Here is an 18107-nt window from a genome sequence, read left to right as displayed (position 1 = left end):
ATCCATCAGGGATGAAGCTGTCCAAGCGGTCACCGGTGGGCGAGACCGTCGCGGGTGCGGCGAAGGAGCTCCAGGACGCGGTGTTCGAGCTCGTGACCGGTGCCGAGCAAGCGGTTGCAGTGCAGGTGCACATGGCTGCGGCACACCACGGGGGAGGGGCGCGCGGACGGCAGGCTCCGGCGGCGGACGGCCAGCACCGATGTGAGGGCCCGGTCGTGCGGTGCCGGGACGGCCGGACCAGGATCGCCCAGCAGCCGGCGCAGCTCGCGGGAGCGCCGGCGATGGTCCCGGCCGCCGTCCGGTGAGAGGGAGACGGCGTCGCGGTAGAAGAGCGTGCGCTGCTCGACGTCCAGACCGAGGCCGTCGAGCAGGTCGTCGACGCTGAGCGCGGCCACGGTGGCCGGATCGTAGGGGAATCCGTGGCTTCTGGACAGGGCCAGCAGCTCGGCCACGGCCGGGCTGTCGGCGAGGAAGACGCCCTCGGCGGCCGGCATGTCGTCCAGGCCGCCGTACCGCTCGATCTCGCGTTCGTAGGTGTCGAAGGCGAAGGTCGCGCACGCGCCCGTGGAGATCAGGTCGGCCGCCCACGCGCAGACGTGGCGTATGAGCGGGCCGAGCAGCGTGGCGGGGTCGCCGTGGAAGCGGATGCGCAGGTGCGGGTCGGGATCGGCGTAACGCAGGAAGAACCAGCCGGCGGCCAGCCCCGCTCCGGTGACGAACTGCCCGAAGGGGCGCAGCGAGTCGACGATCAGCTCGTCCTGGAACCGGCGGGGGCCGTACAGCTTGAGGTAGAGCCAGTCGCTACCGGGCGGGCGCACGCGGGCGCCGGCAGGCACGGCGCCGGAGGTCCGGCGGCGCGGCGGGACGGTCCGTGGTGGTTCCCTCAGCGCGAGCGGCACCACCACCTCGCTGAGGTGGGCTCCCTCCGGGCCCGGCAGCCAGGCGTGATCCGGGTGGGGCAGGGCCTCCTGCAGCGTGACGGGACGTCCCGGCGGCTCGTCGCGCAGCAGTCCGGCCTGGTGGGGGTCGTCCAGGTCGAGCAGCAGCCGGTTGTCGCCCCCGGCCAGGTACACGTGGCGCGGGACGCCCTGCGCCCGCCGCCAGGCGGCCAGGCCGCCAGGCTCGCGCAGGGCCGCGGGATCGACCCGCCAGCGGGCCAGGGACAGGACGACGCGGCCCCGCTGGATCCGGGGCAGGAACGGCAGACCGGCGGCCGGCCCCCAGTCGAACGAGGTGAACACGCACCGGCCGTCGCGGGCGGCGTCCAGCAGGAAGCGGGCCGCCGGGGGCGCGTGCGACGGGTTGAGCATGTGGCACTGCGTGGCGACGACCTCCACGTCGCGGGCGGGCCACCGTACGGTGAACAGGCCGTCGCGCAGGCCCACGACCAGCTCGTCCACCGGTACGGCCCACTCCGGCGCGAGGCCGGTGGAAGGGCCGAGCCGGATCTCGTGGCGGTGCCCGCACCGGCGTACGGCGACGTTGCCGGAACGGGCCCGCTCCGGCGTGTAGACCACCTCGGCGAGGAGGCGGCCGGGCGCGTGCCGGGATTCGGCCTGCGCCGCCTCCGCCAGCGCGGTGGCCGCCGGGGGGCCGAGCAGGTCGGCGAAGCGTCCGAGGGTGCGCCCGGCCGCGTTCGCGCCCAGGTTCGGGCCCACGACGAGCAGGAAGTCGCCCTTGTCCACGGCCTCGGCGCCGGCGGCCGCCACCAGGACCGCGAGGTCGAGGGTCGGCGGGGCCGGCGCGGCCGCCGGGGTCCAGGTCTGGAGGCGTGCCAGCAGGTCGTCGTCGAGTTCGACGACGGTCACCCGGTCACGGCAGGCGTTCACCGCCAGGTCGGTCAGCAGCCGGTGCCGGGCGGCCGGCGCGTGGACCGGGGCGTGGACCGGGGCGTGGGCCGGGGCGTGGACCGGGTTGCCGCCGTCGGTGGGGCGGCCCAGCCCGAAGTCCGGGTCGACCAGCTCCAGCAGCGGGACCTCGCGGCCCACGCCGTAGCGGCGCTCGAACGCCCGGCGGCAGGCGTCGAGGCGGGGCGGTCCCGCGGGGTGCGGGCTCAACCGGAGCAGCAGCTCGGCCGCGGCCGCCGCCTCCGTCCCGATCCGCCTGTTCAGGCCGGTCCCGGACAGCGGCAGCGCGAGGTCCGTCTGGAGGAGGTTGCGCGGGTCGGCGGGGGACACGATCGCGGTCATCCGGTCCAGCAGGCCCGGCCACGTGCGGGCCCGTTCGCCGAGCGGGCGGGCGTCCCACTCCCGCAGGGCCGCCCGCAACCCGGCGAGGTCGTCCGCGACGGGATGCCCGGCGAGCCGCTCCCGGACGTGGCCGAGGGGGTCGCGGGTGAGCGGCGGACGCAGGTCGTGGTGCAGGAACCCTTGCCGGAGCAGGTCCTCGATCAAGGCGTCCGCCTTCTCCGGCGTGGCGCCGGGCAGCGTGATCAGCGCATCGACGAGCTCCGCACGCGAGACGGGCTCGCGGGCCAGGGCGAGCGCCCGCCGTACCGCCGAAGTGGCCCGCACGGACGCCGTGCCGCCCGCCGGGAACGCCCGTCCGGCGCGGACCAGCACGGCGGGGTCGGCCACCAGGCGCAGCCGGGCGCGCACCTCGGGATCGGCTTCGAGGCGCGCGACGAGGTCCGTGAGCCAGCCCAGGTCCGGACGGGTGCGGGTGCGCGGCTCCTGCTTGGCGAGGGCCAGGTCGGTGCAGTCTCCCCAGTCGGCCAGGGCGACGCCCGCGAAGAGGCCGAACGGGGTCGGCCGGGTGCTCATGCGGATGAGGTAGCGCAGCAGCTTGCGGCCGATGCGCCGAGCCTTGGGATGGCCGGGCGCCGTTCGCGCCAGAGCGGCGGCCAGATCGCCGCTCGCCACCTGGATGGCCGCCACCACCGCCGGCGCGCCGGGCAGCAGGCGGCCCGGCTCCGCCGGCTTGCCCGCTCGCACGGCGGCGTCCACCGGCAGCAGCGGGGCGCGCACCAGCGCCCAGTCCATCGGCGTGTACAGGCTCCGGGCAGCGCGGGTCATGACAGCAGGAAGAGCCGATCCCAGGCCGGTTCGACGTCCGTCGCCGCGGCCAGCAGCACCAGGACGACGCCCGCCGCGCCGTCCAGGACCCCGGCGCGGTCCACGGCGTTGCCCTGCGGCTCCAGGGAGGCGTACCCGAGCGGCCGTTCCGGCCGGTAGGCGGCCAGCAGCTCGTCCACGAGCCCGGCCGCCTCCCGGCGGAACAGGCCGGTGTCGCGGGTGAAGCGGAGCACGACGTGCAGCAGGCCGCTGACCCCGTGGCAGAACGTCGGCGACGGGATCGCGCGCCGCTCGGCCGGCCGGCGCAGGACGGCGTCCATCGACTCCAGCGCCAGCTCGCCCAGGAGGCCGTCGTCGAGCGCCTGGGCCGCCAGCCACAAGGCGCGGGCGACCCCGGGGGTCCCGTAGCACCACGCGCTCCGTGACGGGGCCGACCGGCCGGGCCGTCCCTCGCCGGTCAGCGGTACGAACGCGGGCCAGTCGTCCCCGGCACGGTGGGCGACCAGCCAGTCGGCGATGCGCCTGACGGCGTCCGCCTGGCCCGGCACCTCGACGCCCGCGCGCAGGGCGAGCGACAGCAGGGCGAGCGGGCCTGGGATGCCGTGCGCGAGACCGCAGTCCAGAGCGCCGTGCGGGTGCAGCCGGGACATCGTCTCGTCGCCCATCAGGCGGGCGGGCGTCATCCAGGCGGGCGGCTCCTGCTCCCGGGCGAGCGTCACGAGCCCGGCGAGGATCGCCGGGAGGATGTCGTGCGGGTCGTGCCGCAGCAGGTGGGCGCCCACGCCGCAGGCTCCGGAGATCAGGTCGAACGCGCTCACCGGGCCCGGCTCGCGGGTCTGGCCGAGCCGGGCGCCGATCGCCGCGGCTCGGGGCGCCAGGGCGTCGTCCAGCGCGGCGAGCATCCGCCGGTAGCGGGTCCCGTCCCGGCTCAGCGACACGGTGGCGAACGCCAGCCCGCTCAACCCGCCGAACAGGCCCGCCGGCGCCGCTTCCACGCCCGCCGCGGCCGCCGTGAGGAACTGGTGGCCCACCGCGTCCCAGCCTTCGCCGGGCCGGCACGCGTCCAGGTAGGCGCAGGTCAGCGCGAGGCCCGCGTCGCCGTCCGCGACGGCGTAGGGCCTGCGGGCCAGGGATCTCGGGAACCGGGTCTGTTCGACGGACGCGGCGAGCGCCGCCGCCACCCGGCCCGGGTCGGTCACCCGCGCGGCGACGTCGCGAGCGACGCGGAGGGCCGCCGCCTGCCGGTCGGGGCCGAGCGGGCTCTGCCAGGCGGCGTCGGTCCTCGGCGCCCCCGTGCCCAGCCGTCGTACGGGTGGCCCGGACGTGACGGCGCTCACCGGTTCTCACCGCACCCGGCGTCGCAGGTCACGCAGCTGGCGCAGTTGGTGGGGCTGACGCAGGTCTCGTAGCAGGATCCGCAGTTGGTCACGCAGGTCTCGCAGCTCGGCTGGCAGGTGCCCGGCGTCACGCAGTCCCCGCCCTCCGCCGCCGTCGGCTCCTCGCAGTCGTGCTCGCGGGTGTCGGTCAGGCCCGGGATGCACTGACCGCTCCCCGACCGGCCGATCCGCACGTCGAGGTCGAACTCGTCGAGGGAGCGGGCCGTACGGGTTCTGGTGAACTCCACCGTCGCGTCGCGGCGCAGGGTCACCTGGGTGGCCTCCTCGCCCCGGAACGGCTCCTCGTGGCGGGCGACCGTGGTCATGTCGATGACGTCGCCGGTGCGGAACTCCGCGTAGTAGTCGAGCCCGCGCGTGAAGTACAGCCGCCGGTGGCCAGGCCGGTCGCTGTCGCCGAGAAAGCCGGTCATGCGCAGGACGGCCGCCGGCGGCTGCGCCGGATCGGGCCGCAACCTCTCCACGATCGGGTCCTGTGGTCTGCCGGCACTCCCCGGTGCCTGCTCGTCCTCGTCGGGCATCGCCTGCGCTCCTTGACGTCCGCGGTTGCCGGGTCGCGGGGACGCGGCCCCGCGACCCCTTGATCAGCGCTCCAGCAGGGCGCCCAGGCGGCGGCCGGACTCCTCGACCATCGCCCGTACCTTCTCGGTGACGGTCTCCTCCGACCGGTCGGGCACGGGGCGCAGGAACGCGGCGGGCGGCACCGGGCCCAGCGCCCGCAGCACCAGATCCCTCGTCCGCAGGAACGCCTCGGCGCTGTCGCGGAACGACGCTCCGGAGGATTCGCGCTCCGCGAGCGCCCTGTCCTGGCCCTGCAGTTCGTCCTGCTGGTCGCTCGGCTCGCCGGTCGCGGCCAGGACGGCGAGGCAACCGCTGATCTCCTGCCTCGCGGCGCTCCGCAGGGCGGCGGCGTCCTCGTCGGCGTCCTCGTCGGCGTGCCCGGCGTCCGGCCGGGACAGGGCCCGCCGGATCGTGTCCGCTTCACGCTCGTACAGGTCGAGCACGAGGTGCGCGTACGTGCCCGCCGGCGCGGGCGACGGGTCGAACGCCTCGTTGATCCCGCCCAGCCAGCGCAGGAAGAGCCGGCCGCCTGATCCGAGCTGGTCGGTGTGGTGGCCGAGACGGTGAAGGAGGTACTGGGCCCGGTCGAAGGACCGCCTCGCCTGCCGGGCGGGATCCGCGCCGGTGATCGGCCCGTACCGGTCGGCCAGTTCCGCGTGCCTGGCGGCCACGGTGGAGTGGAACAGCGCCAAGGTGGTGTAGACGTGGCTCACGGTGAGGGCACGATCCACCGGCCAGCCCGCGTCCGCCTGCGGCCTGGCCCGGTTCCAGTGCGGACGGATCAGCGGCGACTCCGCCGCGTCATAGCCCTCCTCCAGCAGGGAGTGGGTGTGTTCGAGGTCGGTGAACTTGACGTGCATCGCCTCGTGCAGAAGATACTCGGCGGCCTGCCACGGGTCGCCCAGCACGGCGGCCGACAGGAAGATCACCCCCGGGATGCGAGGATGGGTGAGCGACGCGAACCCGGGTGACGTGGAGCCGGGCGACGTGATGCCGGGTGACGCCGAGCCGGGCGACTCCCTGCCTGCGACGGCGACCAGGTGCACGTGGCTCAGCGCGCTCCGCGCCAGCACGGGGCAGAGCTCGTGCAGCAGCTCCGCGCCCCGCAGGAGCGTCTCGCGCACGCGGCCCTCGGGGCTCGTCAGGGTGAGCCCATGGAAGCTCGCGGAGAAGACGCGGCGGAAGAACTCTCCCAGCGGGTCCACCTCAACCCGGGGCTCGGACCACACCCAGGGCCGGCCGGTCTCGTGCAGCCGCACCAGATCCGCCGCGCCCTCGGCCAGCGGCGGCACGGCCGCGCGAGGGCTCTGCGCCGCCGCGGTCTCCAGGACGGCGTCCAGCTCCTCCTCGGGCCAGGGCAGCTCACGGCCGCCGAGCACGGCGCTCAGCCAGGTGTCGGTCGCCACCCGGACCGCCGGGTCGCCCAGCACCTGGTGGTGCCGGTCGTCGGAGGCGTCCCGCTGTGCGGCGAGCAGCAGATGCGCGCCCTTGGAGTGCTCCTTGAGCAGGAGCAGGCGGTGACGGTAGTGCAGGCGGACGCGCTGACGGATGTAGTCGCAGTCGCCGAACGGGCGGTCGCCGGCGAGGATCTCCTCCATCTGCCGCCTTGCCTGAGCGGTGTGCACCGGAGGCCTCAGCGCAGGGGGCCGGAGTCGTACATCGCGGCGCAGTACAGGACAGGGCATCTGACCCTGGCCAGAGCGGCGGCTCCCTCGCTCTTGTCGCTCAACGCTCTCAGATCGTCCTCGGAGAGCTGGCTGTCGACGATCTCGCCCTCGGTGATGCGCAGGACCATAGGCCCCTTGATGCTCTGCCCCATTGGTACTCCCCTCATCGGGCTCATCGGCTCGATGCTGGTCCTGCTCGACGTCGGGCAAGCGAGAACCATCGGCTTCTTCAAGCTTCTTCCGTCCGGGACGCCGGCGGTCACCGCGCGCCCCCGGGCCCGCATCATCGGCCGTCAGCCGGCCGCCCTCGAGACGCCTGCGCGAACCGCACGGTGATGGACAAGCCGCCTTCGGGGCGGGCATCGGCGGTGAGGGTGGCGCGGTGAGCCCGGGTGACGGCGTCGACGATGGCGAGGCCGAGCCGTGGCCGTCGTGGCGGCCGTGACGATCGGGCGCCAGTTTCTGGAAGGGGTGGAACAGGCGCTCGATCTGGTCGTCGGGGATGACCGGCCCGCTGTTGGCGACCGTGAGGGCCGCCTGCGTGCCGGACGTCTGAGTGGTGACCGTCACGTGCCCGTCCGGGTGGTTGTGGCGGACGGCGTTGTCGACGAGGTTGGCGACGAGGCTCTCGACCAGTCTCGGGTCCCCGGCCGTCACCGCGGGCGTCAGGCGTTCGACGAGGTCGATGCCGCGTTCCGTGGCTCGGCGGCGGCGGGAGGCGAGCACTCCATCGACGGCCGGAGACGGTCGAGATCGGGCTGTTCGTCACCTCGCCAGGCGTCCTGTGGGACATGGCGAAGGCCTTCGCCCAGGCCACCGCCACCTTCGACCAGATCGAGCTGCAGGGGGCGGACGGTTCCTGGCGGCGCGACGACGTCGGCGTCTCCATGAAGTCGGACGGGAGGACCCCGCACCACCCGGGCGGGGTCGTCGAGTCCGGCGGGAAGCTCGTCGTGACCGGGGGAGGCGACATCGGGCCCGCCACGGTGGAGGGCGGTCTGCGCGCCGACCTCCTGCTGATCGGCGGGGCCGTGGGGCTGATCCCGATCTTCGTGGCGGCGGCCACGTTCCTCACCACCCGAAATCGGCCCGAACCAACGGGCCCCAGCCCGACCGAACACCCGCGCGAACCGGCCGGCAGCGGCCCGGCGGCCGTGTCGCGTCCGGCGCGGCTGCTGGCGGCCAGGGCCGTGGTGGTCGGGGTGGTCGGGTTCGCGGCGGGGCTGGTGATCGTGCTGGTCGTCGTGCCGTACCTGCTGGCGACCGCGGGGCTGGCGCCGTGGCTGCTGGTGATCACCCCGGCCGCCGGGTTCGCGATCACGCAGAGCATCCCGACGTTCGCGCATGTGGACGTGGACCCGTCACTGCTGGGGGGCTACTACCCGCTGCCGCCATGGGCGGGTTTGACCGTGACCTGCGGATACGCCGCCGTCACCTTGGGGGTGGCGATCGCCGTGTCCCGCGGAGACGTGCCCCTTCATGGCAGTCTCCCGCTCGCCCGCTGAGCCGGCACGTCCGCCGACACATCGGGCTGGGCGAGCCCGTGCCCGCCGTCGAGCGGGCACGGGCTCGCCCCCGCGGGCAGACCGCCAAGGTGACCTTCCAGACCTCGGCCACCACCCCGCCCGGCGACCCCGGGGCCCTCGGCCGTCGGGTTCGTCGTGCGTGGACAGGCGCCGTGCCGGAGGCGGGGCACGATGGCGGATGCCAGGGCGAGGGGGTGGGATGGGATGATGGGCCGGTTATGACCGCCTCCCTGCCGTTCCGTCTCGCCCGTGCCGCGGTGTTCGCCGTGGTCTGCGTGGCGCTGGGCGTGCTGGCGCACCTGTTCGGCGGGGGATCGGTCACCGGGCCGGTGGTGGCCGGTGGGCTGCTGCTGGCGTTCGGGGGCGGGGTCGTGGCCTCGGCGCGTGAGCGCACGCTGGCGGTGATCCTGCCGTTGCTGGCGGGCATGCAGGTGGTGCTGCATGTGCTGTTCTCCCTCAGCCATGCCGCCGACGCCTACGCCGCGCTCGTCCACGGCCATTCGGGGCTGGTGCCCGGCGTCGGCATGCTCGTCACGCATGCCGGTGCCACCGGGCTGATCGCCCTGTGGCTGGCCCGGGGCGAGGCTGCTCTGTGGGGGCTGCTGCACCGCCTGGCCGCGCGGCTGTGCCGGGTCCTCCTGGCACTCCTCCCGCGTCCGCTGGGCCAGCCGGTCGTCGTGGTGACGGCGCCCGAGCCGGAGCGGCTGCGCTCGGCGGTGCCGGCACACGCCGCGCCCACGCGTGGCCCGCCGTGCACGCAGGTGATCGCTTTCTCCGGCTGACCCCCGTGGTGCCGGAGTACGTCGTCATGCCCGGCTTCGTCCGGGTCCGCGTGGCCGCGGACGTCGCGGCCGCGTCGAGCGCCCCTGCCTGATCCGCCTCCGGCGCGGTGGGAGATCCCGCCGTGCGCCGAGGCCTGCCTGGAAAGGCCCACCATGCACTCTCTCCGTTCGCGTTCCCCGCTTCTTCCCGCCGCGGCGCTGGCCGTGGCCGTGCTCGTGTCCGGCTGCGGCGGCCAGGGCACGACCGCGTCGGCGTCGCCGGCCGCCGCCGCCACCGTCGCCACCGCGCCTTCGCCCGCTCTGACCATCACCGACCCCTGGATCAAGACCGGCGGGAAGGGCATGACCGCCGCCTTCGGCACCCTGGTCAACAACACCGACGCGGAGCTGACGGTCGTCTCCGGCACCTCGCCGCTGTCTCCGAAGGTCGAGCTGCACGAAGTGGTGGACTCCGGGGGCAAGATGGTGATGCGCCCCAAGAAGGGCGGGTTCGTGGTCCCTGCTCGCGGTTCCCACCCGCTGGCCCCCGGTGGCGATCACATCATGCTGATGGGCGTCACCGGGAAGGTGGAGCCGGGAGCCGAGGTGCCCTTCACCCTGACCCTCGCCGACGGTTCCACCCTCCGCTTCACCGCGATCGGCAAGAACTTCGCCGGCGGCAAGGAGAACTACCAGCCCGGTGAGGGCGAGCACTGATGGACGCGCACACCGGCAGCAGGTCCCGCCTGACCCGGCGGGGCCTGCTGGCCTCGACCGCCGCCGCCGCGGCCGGCGTGCTCGCGACACCGGCCGCCTCGACGGGCCCGGCCGCGGCGCAGGCCCCTCCGACGGGCTCGGCGGTGGAGCCCTTCCACGGCCCGCACCAGGCCGGGATCGCCACCGTCCCGCAGGCCCACGCCGTCTTCGTCGGACTGGACCTGCGCGGCGGCGTCGGCCGGGAGGCGGTGGCCCGGATGATGCGGCTGCTGACCGACGACGCCCGCCGCCTGACCGCGGGCGGTCCGGCCCTGGCCGACACCGAACCGGAGCTGGCGGTGCTGCCCGCCCGGTTGACCGTCACCTTCGGGTTCGGGCCCGGCCTGTTCGACGCGGTGGGCCTGGCGGACGCGCGTCCGTCCTCGCTGAAGGCGCTGCCCCGCTTCTCCATCGACAGGCTGCAGCCCCGGTGGAACGGCGGCGACGTGCTGGTGCAGATCTGCGCCGACGACCCGCTGACCGTGGCCCACGCCCTCCGCATGATCATCAAGGACGCCCGCGCCTTCACCCGCGTCCGATGGGTCCAGCGCGGGTTCCGGCGGGCCGCCGGGGTGCAGGCGTCCGGGCTGACCCAGCACAACATCATGGGGCAGCTCGACGGGACCGCCAACGCCGTCCCCGGGAGCCCTGTCTTCGACCGGGTGGTGTGGGCCGGCGCGGACGCGCCCGCCTGGCTGCGCGGCGGCACCACGCTGGTGCTGCGGCGGATCCGGGTCGAACTGGAGACGTGGGACGCCGCCGACCGGGTCGCCAAGGAGTTCACGGTCGGCCGCCGCCTGGACACCGGCGCCCCGCTGACCGGGACCGCCGAGCACGACCCGCCCGACTTCGCCGAGCTGACGCCCGTGGGGTTCCCGGTCATCTCCGAGTACGCCCACATCAGGCGGGCGCACAGCGCCGACCCGGCCAAGGGGATCTTCCGTCGCCCCTACAACTACGACGAAGGGCTCACCGCGGCCGGACACCCCGACAGCGGCCTGCTCTTCGCCTCCTACCAGGCCGACGTCGGCACGCAGTTCCTGCCCATGCAGCGCCGGCTGGCCGAGGCCGACCTGCTCAACGAGTGGACCACGCCGATCGGGTCCGCCGTGTTCGCCATCCCGCCGGGCTGCCCGCCCGGCGGCTGGATCGGGCAGGGACTGCTGGCATGACGCGAGGGGGCCTGCCGACCCGGCGGCGCCATCTCGGTGTCAGGTCAGCGGTCCTCCGGCGACCGGCGGCGCAGCAGGTACGTGTCCATGATCCAGCCCTTGCGGTCGCGGGCCTCGGCACGCAGCCGCCGGATGCGTTCACCGACCTCGGGCACCGGCCCCGACACCAGGATCTCGTCCGGCGTCCCGAGGTAGGCGCCCCAGTAGATGTGGAAGTCGTCGAGACCGGTGAAGGAGTTGTGGGCGTCGAGCATGACCACCATGTCGTCGGCGGTGGGGCCCTGCTCCGCCAGGCGGCGGCCGGTGGTCAGGTGCGTGGGCCGGCCGACCTGGGTCAGGCCGATGCGGTGGCGGGCGGTGAGGGCGGCCACGCTGCTGATCCCGGGGACGACCTCGACGTCGAAGGCGACGTTCCCGCGTCGCCGGATCTCGTCGAGGATGGCGAGCGTGCTGTCGTAGACGGCCGGGTCGCCCCACACCAGGAACGCGCCGGTCTCGCCGGCGCCCAGTTCGTCGCGGATGAGCGCTTCGCAGGCGAGCGAGCGGCGCGAGCGCCAGTCCTCGACGGCGGCGGTGTAGGCGGGGGCGGTGCGGTCGCGTTCCGGGTCGCGGGCCTCGGCGATCCGGTACGGCCTGCGGCCGTGCTCGGCGATCAGGTCGAGGCGGAGCTGGATCAACTCGTGCTTGATCTCGCCCTTGTCGACGATGAAGAACACGTCCGTGGCTGCGATGGCCTTGACCGCCTGCAGGGTGAGATGGTCCGGATCGCCGGCGCCGATCCCGATGACGAGAAGCCGTTTCACCCGCCAAAGTCTGCCAGATAGGCAGATATACGATATCCCTCGCACTTTGCCATAGAGGAGGATCGTGAACCTGGCCGAGCAGGGCGCCGCCTTCGCCGCTTCCCGTCAGCGGGTCGCCGAGGAGCTCCAGCTGACCCGGCGCGACGCGTGATCACGGTCGTCGGGATCGGCGCGGACGGCTGGGACGGCCTGCCCCCGGGCTCGCGCCGCGCGGTGGAGGCCGCCGACGTGCTCATGGGCAGCGTGCGGCAGCTCGGCCTGGTGCCCGCGACGGCCGCCGAACGCGTGCCGTGGCCGTCGCCGCTGCTGCCCGCCCTGCCCGCGCTCATGGACCGGTACGCCGGCCGCGAGGTGTGCGTGCTGGCCAGCGGCGACCCGATGTTCCACGGCATCGGCTCGACCCTGGTCCGGCTGCTGGGCGCGAAGCGCGTCCTGGTGCTGCCGCACGTGTCGTCGTTGTCGCTGGCCTGCGCCCGCCTGGGCTGGCCGGCCGAGCGGGTGGACGTCGTCAGCCTGGTGGGCCGGCCGCCCGCGGCGCTGGCCGCCGCCCTCCAGCCGGGCCGCCGGGTCGTCGTGCTCGGCGCGGGGCCCGGCTCGCCCTCGGTGGTCGCCGGGTTGCTCGTCCGGCACGGGTACGGGCCGAGCCCGATGACGGTGCTGTCGGACCTGGGCGGCCCGCGCGAGTCCGCGCTGCGGGGGACGGCGGAGAGCTGGACGGAGGGCCAGGCGCCCGCGCTCCACGTGATCGCCGTCGAGTGCGTCCTCGCCCGGGACGCCGAGCCCCTGGCCAGGGTGCCGGGGCTGCCCGACGGCGCCTACGAGCACGACGGGCAGCTCACCAAGCGGGAGGTCCGCGCCGTCAGCCTGTCCCGCCTGGCCCCGATGCCCGGCGAGCTGCTGTGGGACGTGGGCGCGGGGGCGGGCAGCATCGCCGTCGAGTGGATGCGCAGCCACCCCTCGTGCGCCGCCGTGGCGATCGAGAGCAGGGCCGACCGGGCCGCCGCCGTCCGGCGCAACGCCGAGCGGCTCGGCGTGCCGTCGATGCGCGTGGTCGAGGGCAAGGCCCCCGGGGCGCTGGACGGGCTGCCCGAGCCGGACGCGGTGTTCGTCGGCGGCGGCGCGACCGCCCCCGGCCTGCTGGAACGCTGCTGGACGGCGCTGCGCCCCGGCGGCCGGCTGGTGGTGAACGCCGTCACCCTGGAGTCCGAGGCCGTCCTCGCCCACTGGTACGGCAGGCTCGGGGGCGACCTGGTGCGCCTGAGCGTCCAGCGGGCCTCGCCGGTCGGCGGGTTCACCGGCTGGCGGGCGGCGATGCCGGTGACCGTGTGGTCGATCACAAGGAAGGATCAACGATGACGGAGGGGGACCGGCCGTGACCGTGTACTTCGTCGGAGCCGGTCCCGGCGCCGCCGACCTGATCACGCTGCGCGGCCTGCGGCGGCTGGAGGCGTCGCCGGTCTGCCTGTACGCCGGTTCGCTGGTGCCGCGTGAGCTGCTCGACGCCTGCCCGCCGGGGGCCAGGCTGGTGAACACGGCGGACCTGACGCTCGACGAGATCGTCGCCGAGCTGGCCGCCGCCCACCGCGACGGTCTCGACGTGACGCGGCTGCACTCGGGCGACCCGTCGGTGTTCAGCGCCGTGGCCGAGCAGATGCGCAGGCTGGACGCCCTGGGCGTGCCGTACGAGGTGGTGCCGGGGGTTCCGGCGTTCGCGGCGGCGGCGGCCGCGCTGGGCCGGGAGCTGACCGTGCCCGGCGTCGGCCAGACGGTCATCCTGACGCGCACCTCCGCCCGCGCCACCCCCATGCCGGACGGCGAGGACCTCGCGACGCTCGGCGCGAGCCGGGCCACGATGGTGCTGCACCTGGCCGTGCAGCGGATCGACGCCGTGGTGGCCGAGCTGCTGCCCTCCTACGGCCCGGACTGCCCGGTGGCCGTGGTGGCGCGGGCGAGCCGGGCCGACGAGGTGATCCTGCGCGGGACGCTGGCCGACATCGCCGGACAGGTCCACGACGCGGGCATCCGGCGGACGGCCGTGATCGTCGTGGGCCGGGTGTTGTCGGCGACGCAGTTCCCCGACAGCCATCTCTACAGCGACGCCAGGGAGCGGGCGTGCGACGGGTCCTGATCCTCGGCGGCACCGCCGAGGCCCGCGCCCTGGCCGCCGAGCTGGCCGCCGCCCCCGGGCTGCACGTGGTGTCCTCACTCGCGGGACGGGTGAACAACCCGCGGCTGCCCGTGGGCGAGGTGCGGGAAGGCGGGTTCGGCGGGCCGGCGGGCCTGGCCGCGTGGCTGCTGAAGGAGCGCATCGACGTGCTGGTCGACGCCACGCATCCGTTCGCGGAGCGGATGACCGCCTCGGGGGTCGCGGCCTCGTCGGCGACCGGGGTGCCGCTGCTGGTGCTGCGGCGTCCGGGATGGCGGGAGCGACCGGGCGACGCGTGGCTGCGGGTCGGCTCCCTCCAGGCGGCGGCCGGGCTGCTGACCGCGAAGCGGTGGGGCGCGGCCGGCCGGGAGACCCGGGTCTTCCTCACGACCGGGCGCCGCAGCCTGCCGGTGTTCGCGCCGCTGCCCGGCGTGTGGCTGCTGGCCAGGTCGGTGGACCCGCCGGAGGGGCCCGTGCCGGCGAACGTGCACGTCCTGCTGGACCGGGGGCCGTACACCGTCGAGGGCGAGCGCGCCCTGATCCGGGAGCACCGCCTGGACGTGCTGGTGACCAAGGACAGCGGCGGCGGCATGACCACGGCCAAGCTCGGCGCGGCCCGTGAGCTCGGCCTGCCGGTGATCATGGTGGACCGGCCGCCGCTGCCCGCGGGCGTCCGGGCGACGGACAGCGTGGCGGCGGCGGCAGCCTGGGTTCAGGGATAGCGGCGCGGGGTGTAGACGACGCCGCCTTCGGTGGCCCGGGTCGTGGACGAGCCGATGATCAGCAGGCAGCGCATGTCCACCTGGCCCGGGTCCAGCTCGCCGAGCGTGGTGACCGTGACGCTCTCCTCCGGGCCGCCGACGTCGCGGCCGATCACCACGGGGGTGTCCGGCGCCCGGTGCTCCAGCAGCAGGTCCCGGGCGGCGGCGACCTGCCACGTACGGCTCCGCGAGGCCGGGTTGTAGATCGCCAGCACCAGGTCAGCCCGCGCGGCGGCGGACAGCCGGTCGGCCACCACCTTCCACGGCTTGAGCAGGTCGGACAGCGACAGCACGCAGTAGTCGTGCCCGAGCGGCGCGCCCGCCCTGGCCGCGACCGCCTGGGCGGCGGTCAGTCCCGGCACGACCCGCACCGGCACGTCCGGGAAGTCGGCGGCGGCTTCCAGCACGGCGCTGGCCATGGCGAACACGCCCGGGTCGCCGGACGACACGACCGCCACGCGGGCCCCGTCCCGGGCCAGCTCAAGGGCGTGCCTGGCGCGTTCGGCCTCCACCCGGTTGTCGGTGCGGTGGCGGCGCTGGCGCGCGTTCGGGGCCACCCGGTCCACGTACGGGCCGTAGCCGACCAGGTCGGTGGCCGCGGCCAGCGCCTCCTGCGCCTCCGGCGTCAGCCACGGCCGTCCCGCCGGGCCCAGGCCGACCACGGCCACCTCGCCCCGCCCCTCGTCCACCGGGCGCTCGGGGACGAACGTGCGCTCGGCCGGGCTGGCCAGCAGCGCCAGCGAGAAGTACGGGACCCCGTCCGAGTCCACGTCCTTGAGCGGGGCGACCCGCTCGGCGCCCATGGTGGCCCGCTCGACGTACCAGGCGTCGTCGAGGCGGCCCGCCTCGGCCAGCGCGTCGCGCACCTTCCCGAACGTGCGGCCCAGCTTGAGCACGGCGGCCGAGTCGGTGTCGCGCAACCGCTCGGCCAGCACCTGCGCGGGCAGCGTGCCGGGCAGCACGGTCAGCACCTCGTCCCGCTCGACCAGCGGCCGGCCCAGCACGGCGGCGGCGGCGCTGACCGAGGTCACGCCGGGCACCACCTCGGTCGGGTAGCGGTGGGCGAGCCGCTTGTGCATGTGCATGTAGGAGCCGTAGAACAGCGGGTCGCCCTCGGCCAGCACGACCACGGTGCGGCCCGCGTCCAGGTGGGCGGCCAGGCGTTCGGCGCAGTCGGCGTAGAAGTCGTCGAGCGCCCCCTGGTAGCCGCCGGGGTGGTCGGTGGTCTCCGTGGTCAGCGGGTAGAGCAGCAGCTCCTCGATCTGGCCTTCGCGCATGTACGGCAGCGCGATCGATCGGGCGATGCTGCGGCCGTGCCGGGCGGCGTGGTAGGCGATCACGTCGGCCTCGCCGATCAGCCGGGCCGTCCTGACCGTGACCAGCTCGGGGTCACCGGGGCCCAGGCCGACTCCGTACAGGCGTCCTGACATGGTCCTCACTCCGTCTCGTTCGCGATGGCGTTGATCGCGGCGGCCGTCATCGCACTGCCGCCGCGACGGCCGTGCACCACCAGGTACTCCAGGTCGCTGCCGGCCAGCGCCTGCTTGGACTCGGCCGCGCCGATGAAGCCGACCGGGATGCCGAGCACGGCCGCGGGGCGTCCCGCGCCCTCGGCCACCAGCTCCAGCAGCCGGAACAGCGCGGTCGGCGCGTTCCCGATCGCCACCACCGCCCCCTCCAGGCGGGCGCGCCACAGCTCCAGGGCCGCGGCGCTGCGGGTGGTGCCGAGGCGTTCGGCCAGCTCGGGGACGCGCGGATCGCCCAGCGTGCACAGCACCTCGTTGCCCGCGGGCAGCCTGCGCCGGGTCACGCCGGAGGCGACCATCATGGCGTCGCACAACACCGGCGCGCCGCCGCGCAGCGCCGCCCTGGCCCGCGCGACGACCCGCGGGGACCAGGCCAGGTCGGTCACGAGGTCGGTCATGCCGCACGCGTGGATCATGCGCACCGCCACCTGGGCGACCTCGGGGGGCAGGCCCGTGAGGTCGGTCTCGGCGCGGATGGTCGCGAACGAGCGCCGGTAGATCTCGGCGCCGTCGCGGATGTAGTCGCTCACTCCTGGCGTTCCTCGTATCCGTTGATGGTCGCGATAAGCTGGCGGACCGGGCCGCGCGGCAGGCCGCAGCGCCGCTCGCAACCGGCCCAGTGGACGGGTGTGGCGGGTGCGCGGCCGAGGCTCCGCACCCATTGGCGGGCGTCCGCCCGCACGTCGGCGAGCGCCTTCGCGCAGCCGGGACGGCCGGTGCAGGCGGTGACCCCGGCCCAGGGGGAGTCCGGGTCGGTGACGAGCCCGGCGGCGGCCAGCGCCCGCTCGATCCGGTCCGCCTCGCCGGGGGATCCCGGGGAGCCCGGGGAGCCCGAGGAACCGGGGGAGCCGGGGGAGAGGTCCGGCAGGACGACGGTTCGCCAGGGGGTCAGGCGCACCGGCCGCCCGAGGTCCGCGAGCGCTCCGGCCTGGGCGGACGTCAGACGGCCGAGCGGCACGAGCGCCTCGATCGCCACCCGGCCGTCCCGCTGCGCGATCCTGCCCGCGGACGGGCGGCGCGCGGGGGCGGGTGAGGGCGGCGCGTTCGCGGCGTCCGCGGCCTGCGGGGCGTCGGCGGTGTGGGGCGCCTGCGGGGCCTCCGGGGCGTCCAGTGCGTTCGGGGCGTTCGTTCGGGCTGGTCGGCCGTCGCGCAGGCGGGTGGCGATCGCGGCGGTGCCGTCCGGCAGGTCGCGGATGCGCCAGGCGCGCGGGCCGTCGGGGGACAGCTCGTCCAGGAACGCCTCGGCGGCGTCGATCATGAGCGGCACGGCCGCGTCCGGGGCGACGGTCAGCCCGGTGTCGGCGCCGGCGAGCAGCAGCCGCCCGGTCGCCGCGTAGGTGACGTCCGCGCCGAGCCCGGCGACGTCCCGCGTGCCGTCGTCCAGGGCGAACAGGAACCGTCCCGGCAGCGCGGCCAGCCGGGGCCGCGCGCACAGCGCCCGGTCCAGGGCGTCCGCCATCGCCTGCACGTCCAGCAGCCCGTCAGGACCGCGCCCGCTCAGCGGCGAGGCCAGGATGTTGCGCACCCGCTCGTGCGCGGGCGACGGCAGCAGCCCGGCCGCCGCGATGCGCCCGGCGAAGACCTCGGGCGAGCGCAGGCCCCGCACCTGGACGTTCGCCCGCGACGTCAGCTCGATCACGCCCGCTCCCAGCTCGGCCGCGCACCCGGCGAGCACGCGGAGCTGCGCGGCCGACACCGCGCCGCCGGGCAGGCGCACGCGGGCGAGCGGGCCGTCGGCGGCCTCGTGCACCTGGAGCGCCCCCGGACAGGCATCGGGACGCGTACGTCCGGAAGATTCACCTACGGGCACGAAGGGATCGTAACGCCACTTCTGGGACGGGTCGCTCCTGCCGTAAGCTTCGGCGTAGACGATGGCAATGGGAGGAAGCCGGTGCGAATCCGGCGCGGTCCCGCCACTGTGACCGGGGAGCGAACCCCACCACGAGGCCACTGTCCGGCGACGGACGGGAAGGCCGGGGTGAGCGTCGATCCGGGAGCCAGGAGACTCCTGCCGTCGTGT

The 18107-nt window shown here is 75.3% G+C and carries 17 protein-coding genes, 1 pseudogene and 1 riboswitch; of the genes and pseudogenes, 8 read left to right on the top strand and 10 right to left on the bottom strand.

Translation table 11 applies throughout. The features are described from left to right. Positions 1 to 29: 29 nt before the first annotated feature. The 5 genes from AB0J71_RS38420 to AB0J71_RS38400 all read right to left on the bottom strand — a co-directional run bounded on the left by AB0J71_RS38420 (position 30) and on the right by AB0J71_RS38400 (position 6788). Positions 30 to 3014, bottom strand: a complete 2985-nt coding sequence (locus tag AB0J71_RS38420; RefSeq protein WP_364418998.1) for a lantibiotic dehydratase — start codon at positions 3012 to 3014, stop codon at positions 30 to 32. After that, on the bottom strand, positions 3011 to 4351 hold the full coding sequence (locus tag AB0J71_RS38415; RefSeq protein WP_352324489.1) for a lanthionine synthetase C family protein: 1341 nt from the start codon (positions 4349 to 4351) through the stop codon (positions 3011 to 3013). Before AB0J71_RS38415 ends, AB0J71_RS38420 begins: the two co-directional genes overlap by 4 nt. Next, positions 4348 to 4929 carry a hypothetical protein gene (locus tag AB0J71_RS38410; protein ID WP_364418996.1) on the bottom strand — a complete coding sequence of 194 codons (582 nt, stop codon included), beginning with the start codon at positions 4927 to 4929 and terminating at the stop codon, positions 4348 to 4350. Before AB0J71_RS38410 ends, AB0J71_RS38415 begins: the two co-directional genes overlap by 4 nt. A gap of 63 nt (positions 4930 to 4992) precedes the next feature. Then, on the bottom strand, positions 4993 to 6567 hold the full coding sequence (locus AB0J71_RS38405; protein WP_364419050.1) for a hypothetical protein: 1575 nt from the start codon (positions 6565 to 6567) through the stop codon (positions 4993 to 4995). 35 nt (positions 6568 to 6602) lie between these two features. After that, on the bottom strand, positions 6603 to 6788 hold the full coding sequence (locus AB0J71_RS38400; RefSeq protein ID WP_352324492.1) for a hypothetical protein: 186 nt from the start codon (positions 6786 to 6788) through the stop codon (positions 6603 to 6605). A 31-nt stretch (positions 6789 to 6819) separates the two neighbouring features. Here AB0J71_RS38400 and AB0J71_RS38395 point away from each other — a divergent pair, with 31 nt between their 5' ends. Beyond that, positions 6820 to 6972 carry a hypothetical protein gene (locus AB0J71_RS38395; protein ID WP_364419048.1) on the top strand — a complete coding sequence of 51 codons (153 nt, stop codon included), beginning with the start codon at positions 6820 to 6822 and terminating at the stop codon, positions 6970 to 6972. 144 nt (positions 6973 to 7116) lie between these two features. Here AB0J71_RS38395 and AB0J71_RS38390 read toward each other — a convergent pair. Continuing rightward, positions 7117 to 7293, bottom strand: a pseudogene (locus AB0J71_RS38390) (ATP-binding protein); the annotation flags it as partial. Positions 7294 to 7427: 134 nt separating this feature from the next. Between AB0J71_RS38390 and AB0J71_RS38385 the strand changes: the two are divergent. The 4 genes from AB0J71_RS38385 (at position 7428) to AB0J71_RS38370 (ending at position 10851) form a co-directional block, all read left to right on the top strand. Next, entirely contained in the window at positions 7428 to 8141 is a 714-nt protein-coding gene (locus tag AB0J71_RS38385; RefSeq protein WP_364418994.1) for a hypothetical protein, read from the top strand. Positions 8142 to 8380: 239 nt separating this feature from the next. Further along, positions 8381 to 8944: an MFS transporter gene (locus tag AB0J71_RS38380; protein ID WP_352327291.1), complete on the top strand. Its 564-nt coding sequence runs from the start codon at positions 8381 to 8383 to the stop codon at positions 8942 to 8944. A 153-nt stretch (positions 8945 to 9097) separates the two neighbouring features. Beyond that, a complete protein-coding gene (locus tag AB0J71_RS38375) occupies positions 9098 to 9640 on the top strand; it encodes a copper chaperone PCu(A)C (RefSeq protein WP_364418992.1) in 543 nt (180 codons plus the stop codon). Continuing rightward, on the top strand, positions 9640 to 10851 hold the full coding sequence (locus AB0J71_RS38370) for a Dyp-type peroxidase (RefSeq protein ID WP_364418990.1): 1212 nt from the start codon (positions 9640 to 9642) through the stop codon (positions 10849 to 10851). Before AB0J71_RS38375 ends, AB0J71_RS38370 begins: the two co-directional genes overlap by 1 nt. A 44-nt stretch (positions 10852 to 10895) precedes the next feature. On the opposite strand, the gene cobF is transcribed toward AB0J71_RS38370, so the two are convergent. Further along, positions 10896 to 11654, bottom strand: coding sequence for a precorrin-6A synthase (deacetylating) (gene cobF, locus AB0J71_RS38365; RefSeq protein WP_364418988.1), 759 nt, complete (start codon positions 11652 to 11654; stop codon positions 10896 to 10898). Positions 11655 to 11801: 147 nt separating this feature from the next. Here cobF and cbiE point away from each other — a divergent pair, with 147 nt between their 5' ends. The 3 genes from cbiE to AB0J71_RS38350 are packed head-to-tail and all read left to right on the top strand — an operon-like array spanning position 11802 to position 14522. Continuing rightward, a complete protein-coding gene (gene cbiE, locus AB0J71_RS38360) occupies positions 11802 to 13010 on the top strand; it encodes a precorrin-6y C5,15-methyltransferase (decarboxylating) subunit CbiE (RefSeq protein ID WP_364418986.1) in 1209 nt (402 codons plus the stop codon). Between the two features lie 16 nt (positions 13011 to 13026). Beyond that, positions 13027 to 13782, top strand: coding sequence for a precorrin-4 C(11)-methyltransferase (gene cobM, locus AB0J71_RS38355; RefSeq protein WP_364418984.1), 756 nt, complete (start codon positions 13027 to 13029; stop codon positions 13780 to 13782). After that, positions 13767 to 14522, top strand: coding sequence for a cobalt-precorrin-6A reductase (locus AB0J71_RS38350; protein WP_364418982.1), 756 nt, complete (start codon positions 13767 to 13769; stop codon positions 14520 to 14522). The genes cobM and AB0J71_RS38350 overlap by 16 nt, the downstream gene beginning before the upstream one ends. Here the strand turns inward: AB0J71_RS38350 and cobJ are convergent. Genes cobJ through cobG form a run of 3 tightly spaced genes read right to left on the bottom strand, consistent with a single transcriptional unit; the run spans position 14513 to position 17897 of the window. Next, complete coding sequence (cobJ, locus tag AB0J71_RS38345) at positions 14513 to 15991, bottom strand: precorrin-3B C(17)-methyltransferase (RefSeq protein ID WP_364418980.1); 1479 nt, start codon at positions 15989 to 15991, stop codon at positions 14513 to 14515. The two genes, AB0J71_RS38350 and cobJ, sit on opposite strands and share 10 nt — an antisense overlap. Positions 15992 to 15996: 5 nt before the next feature. Further along, positions 15997 to 16617, bottom strand: coding sequence for a precorrin-8X methylmutase (locus AB0J71_RS38340; RefSeq protein WP_364418977.1), 621 nt, complete (start codon positions 16615 to 16617; stop codon positions 15997 to 15999). Then, positions 16614 to 17897, bottom strand: a complete 1284-nt coding sequence (cobG, locus tag AB0J71_RS38335; protein ID WP_364418975.1) for a precorrin-3B synthase — start codon at positions 17895 to 17897, stop codon at positions 16614 to 16616. Before cobG ends, AB0J71_RS38340 begins: the two co-directional genes overlap by 4 nt. 71 nt (positions 17898 to 17968) lie before the next feature. Further along, positions 17969 to 18095, top strand: a riboswitch (cobalamin riboswitch). Positions 18096 to 18107: the final 12 nt, after the last annotated feature.

The organism is Nonomuraea sp. NPDC049637 (genome assembly GCF_040675235.1).
In the GTDB taxonomy this organism is placed as follows: Bacteria; Actinomycetota; Actinomycetes; order Streptosporangiales; family Streptosporangiaceae; genus Nonomuraea.
Note: the sequence above shows the minus strand (reverse complement) of the source record. Positions and strands in the feature narration are given on the sequence as shown.

Bases quoted from the DNA above. Each gene is read 5' to 3' on its own strand.
- AB0J71_RS38410 (WP_364418996.1), bottom strand. From the start codon at position 4,929: ATGCCCGACGAGGACGAGCAGGCACCGGGGAGTGCCGGCAGACCACAG.
- AB0J71_RS38400 (WP_352324492.1), bottom strand. From the start codon at position 6,788: ATGGGGCAGAGCATCAAGGGGCCTATGGTCCTGCGCATCACCGAGGGC.
- cobJ (WP_364418980.1), bottom strand. From the start codon at position 15,991: ATGTCAGGACGCCTGTACGGAGTCGGCCTGGGCCCCGGTGACCCCGAG.
- AB0J71_RS38375 (WP_364418992.1), top strand. From the start codon at position 9,098: ATGCACTCTCTCCGTTCGCGTTCCCCGCTTCTTCCCGCCGCGGCGCTG.
- AB0J71_RS38395 (WP_364419048.1), top strand. From the start codon at position 6,820: ATGCTGGTCCTGCTCGACGTCGGGCAAGCGAGAACCATCGGCTTCTTC.
- AB0J71_RS38420 (WP_364418998.1), bottom strand. From the start codon at position 3,014: ATGACCCGCGCTGCCCGGAGCCTGTACACGCCGATGGACTGGGCGCTG.
- AB0J71_RS38380 (WP_352327291.1), top strand. From the start codon at position 8,381: ATGACCGCCTCCCTGCCGTTCCGTCTCGCCCGTGCCGCGGTGTTCGCC.
- AB0J71_RS38385 (WP_364418994.1), top strand. From the start codon at position 7,428: ATGGCGAAGGCCTTCGCCCAGGCCACCGCCACCTTCGACCAGATCGAG.
- AB0J71_RS38405 (WP_364419050.1), bottom strand. From the start codon at position 6,567: ATGGAGGAGATCCTCGCCGGCGACCGCCCGTTCGGCGACTGCGACTAC.
- AB0J71_RS38370 (WP_364418990.1), top strand. From the start codon at position 9,640: ATGGACGCGCACACCGGCAGCAGGTCCCGCCTGACCCGGCGGGGCCTG.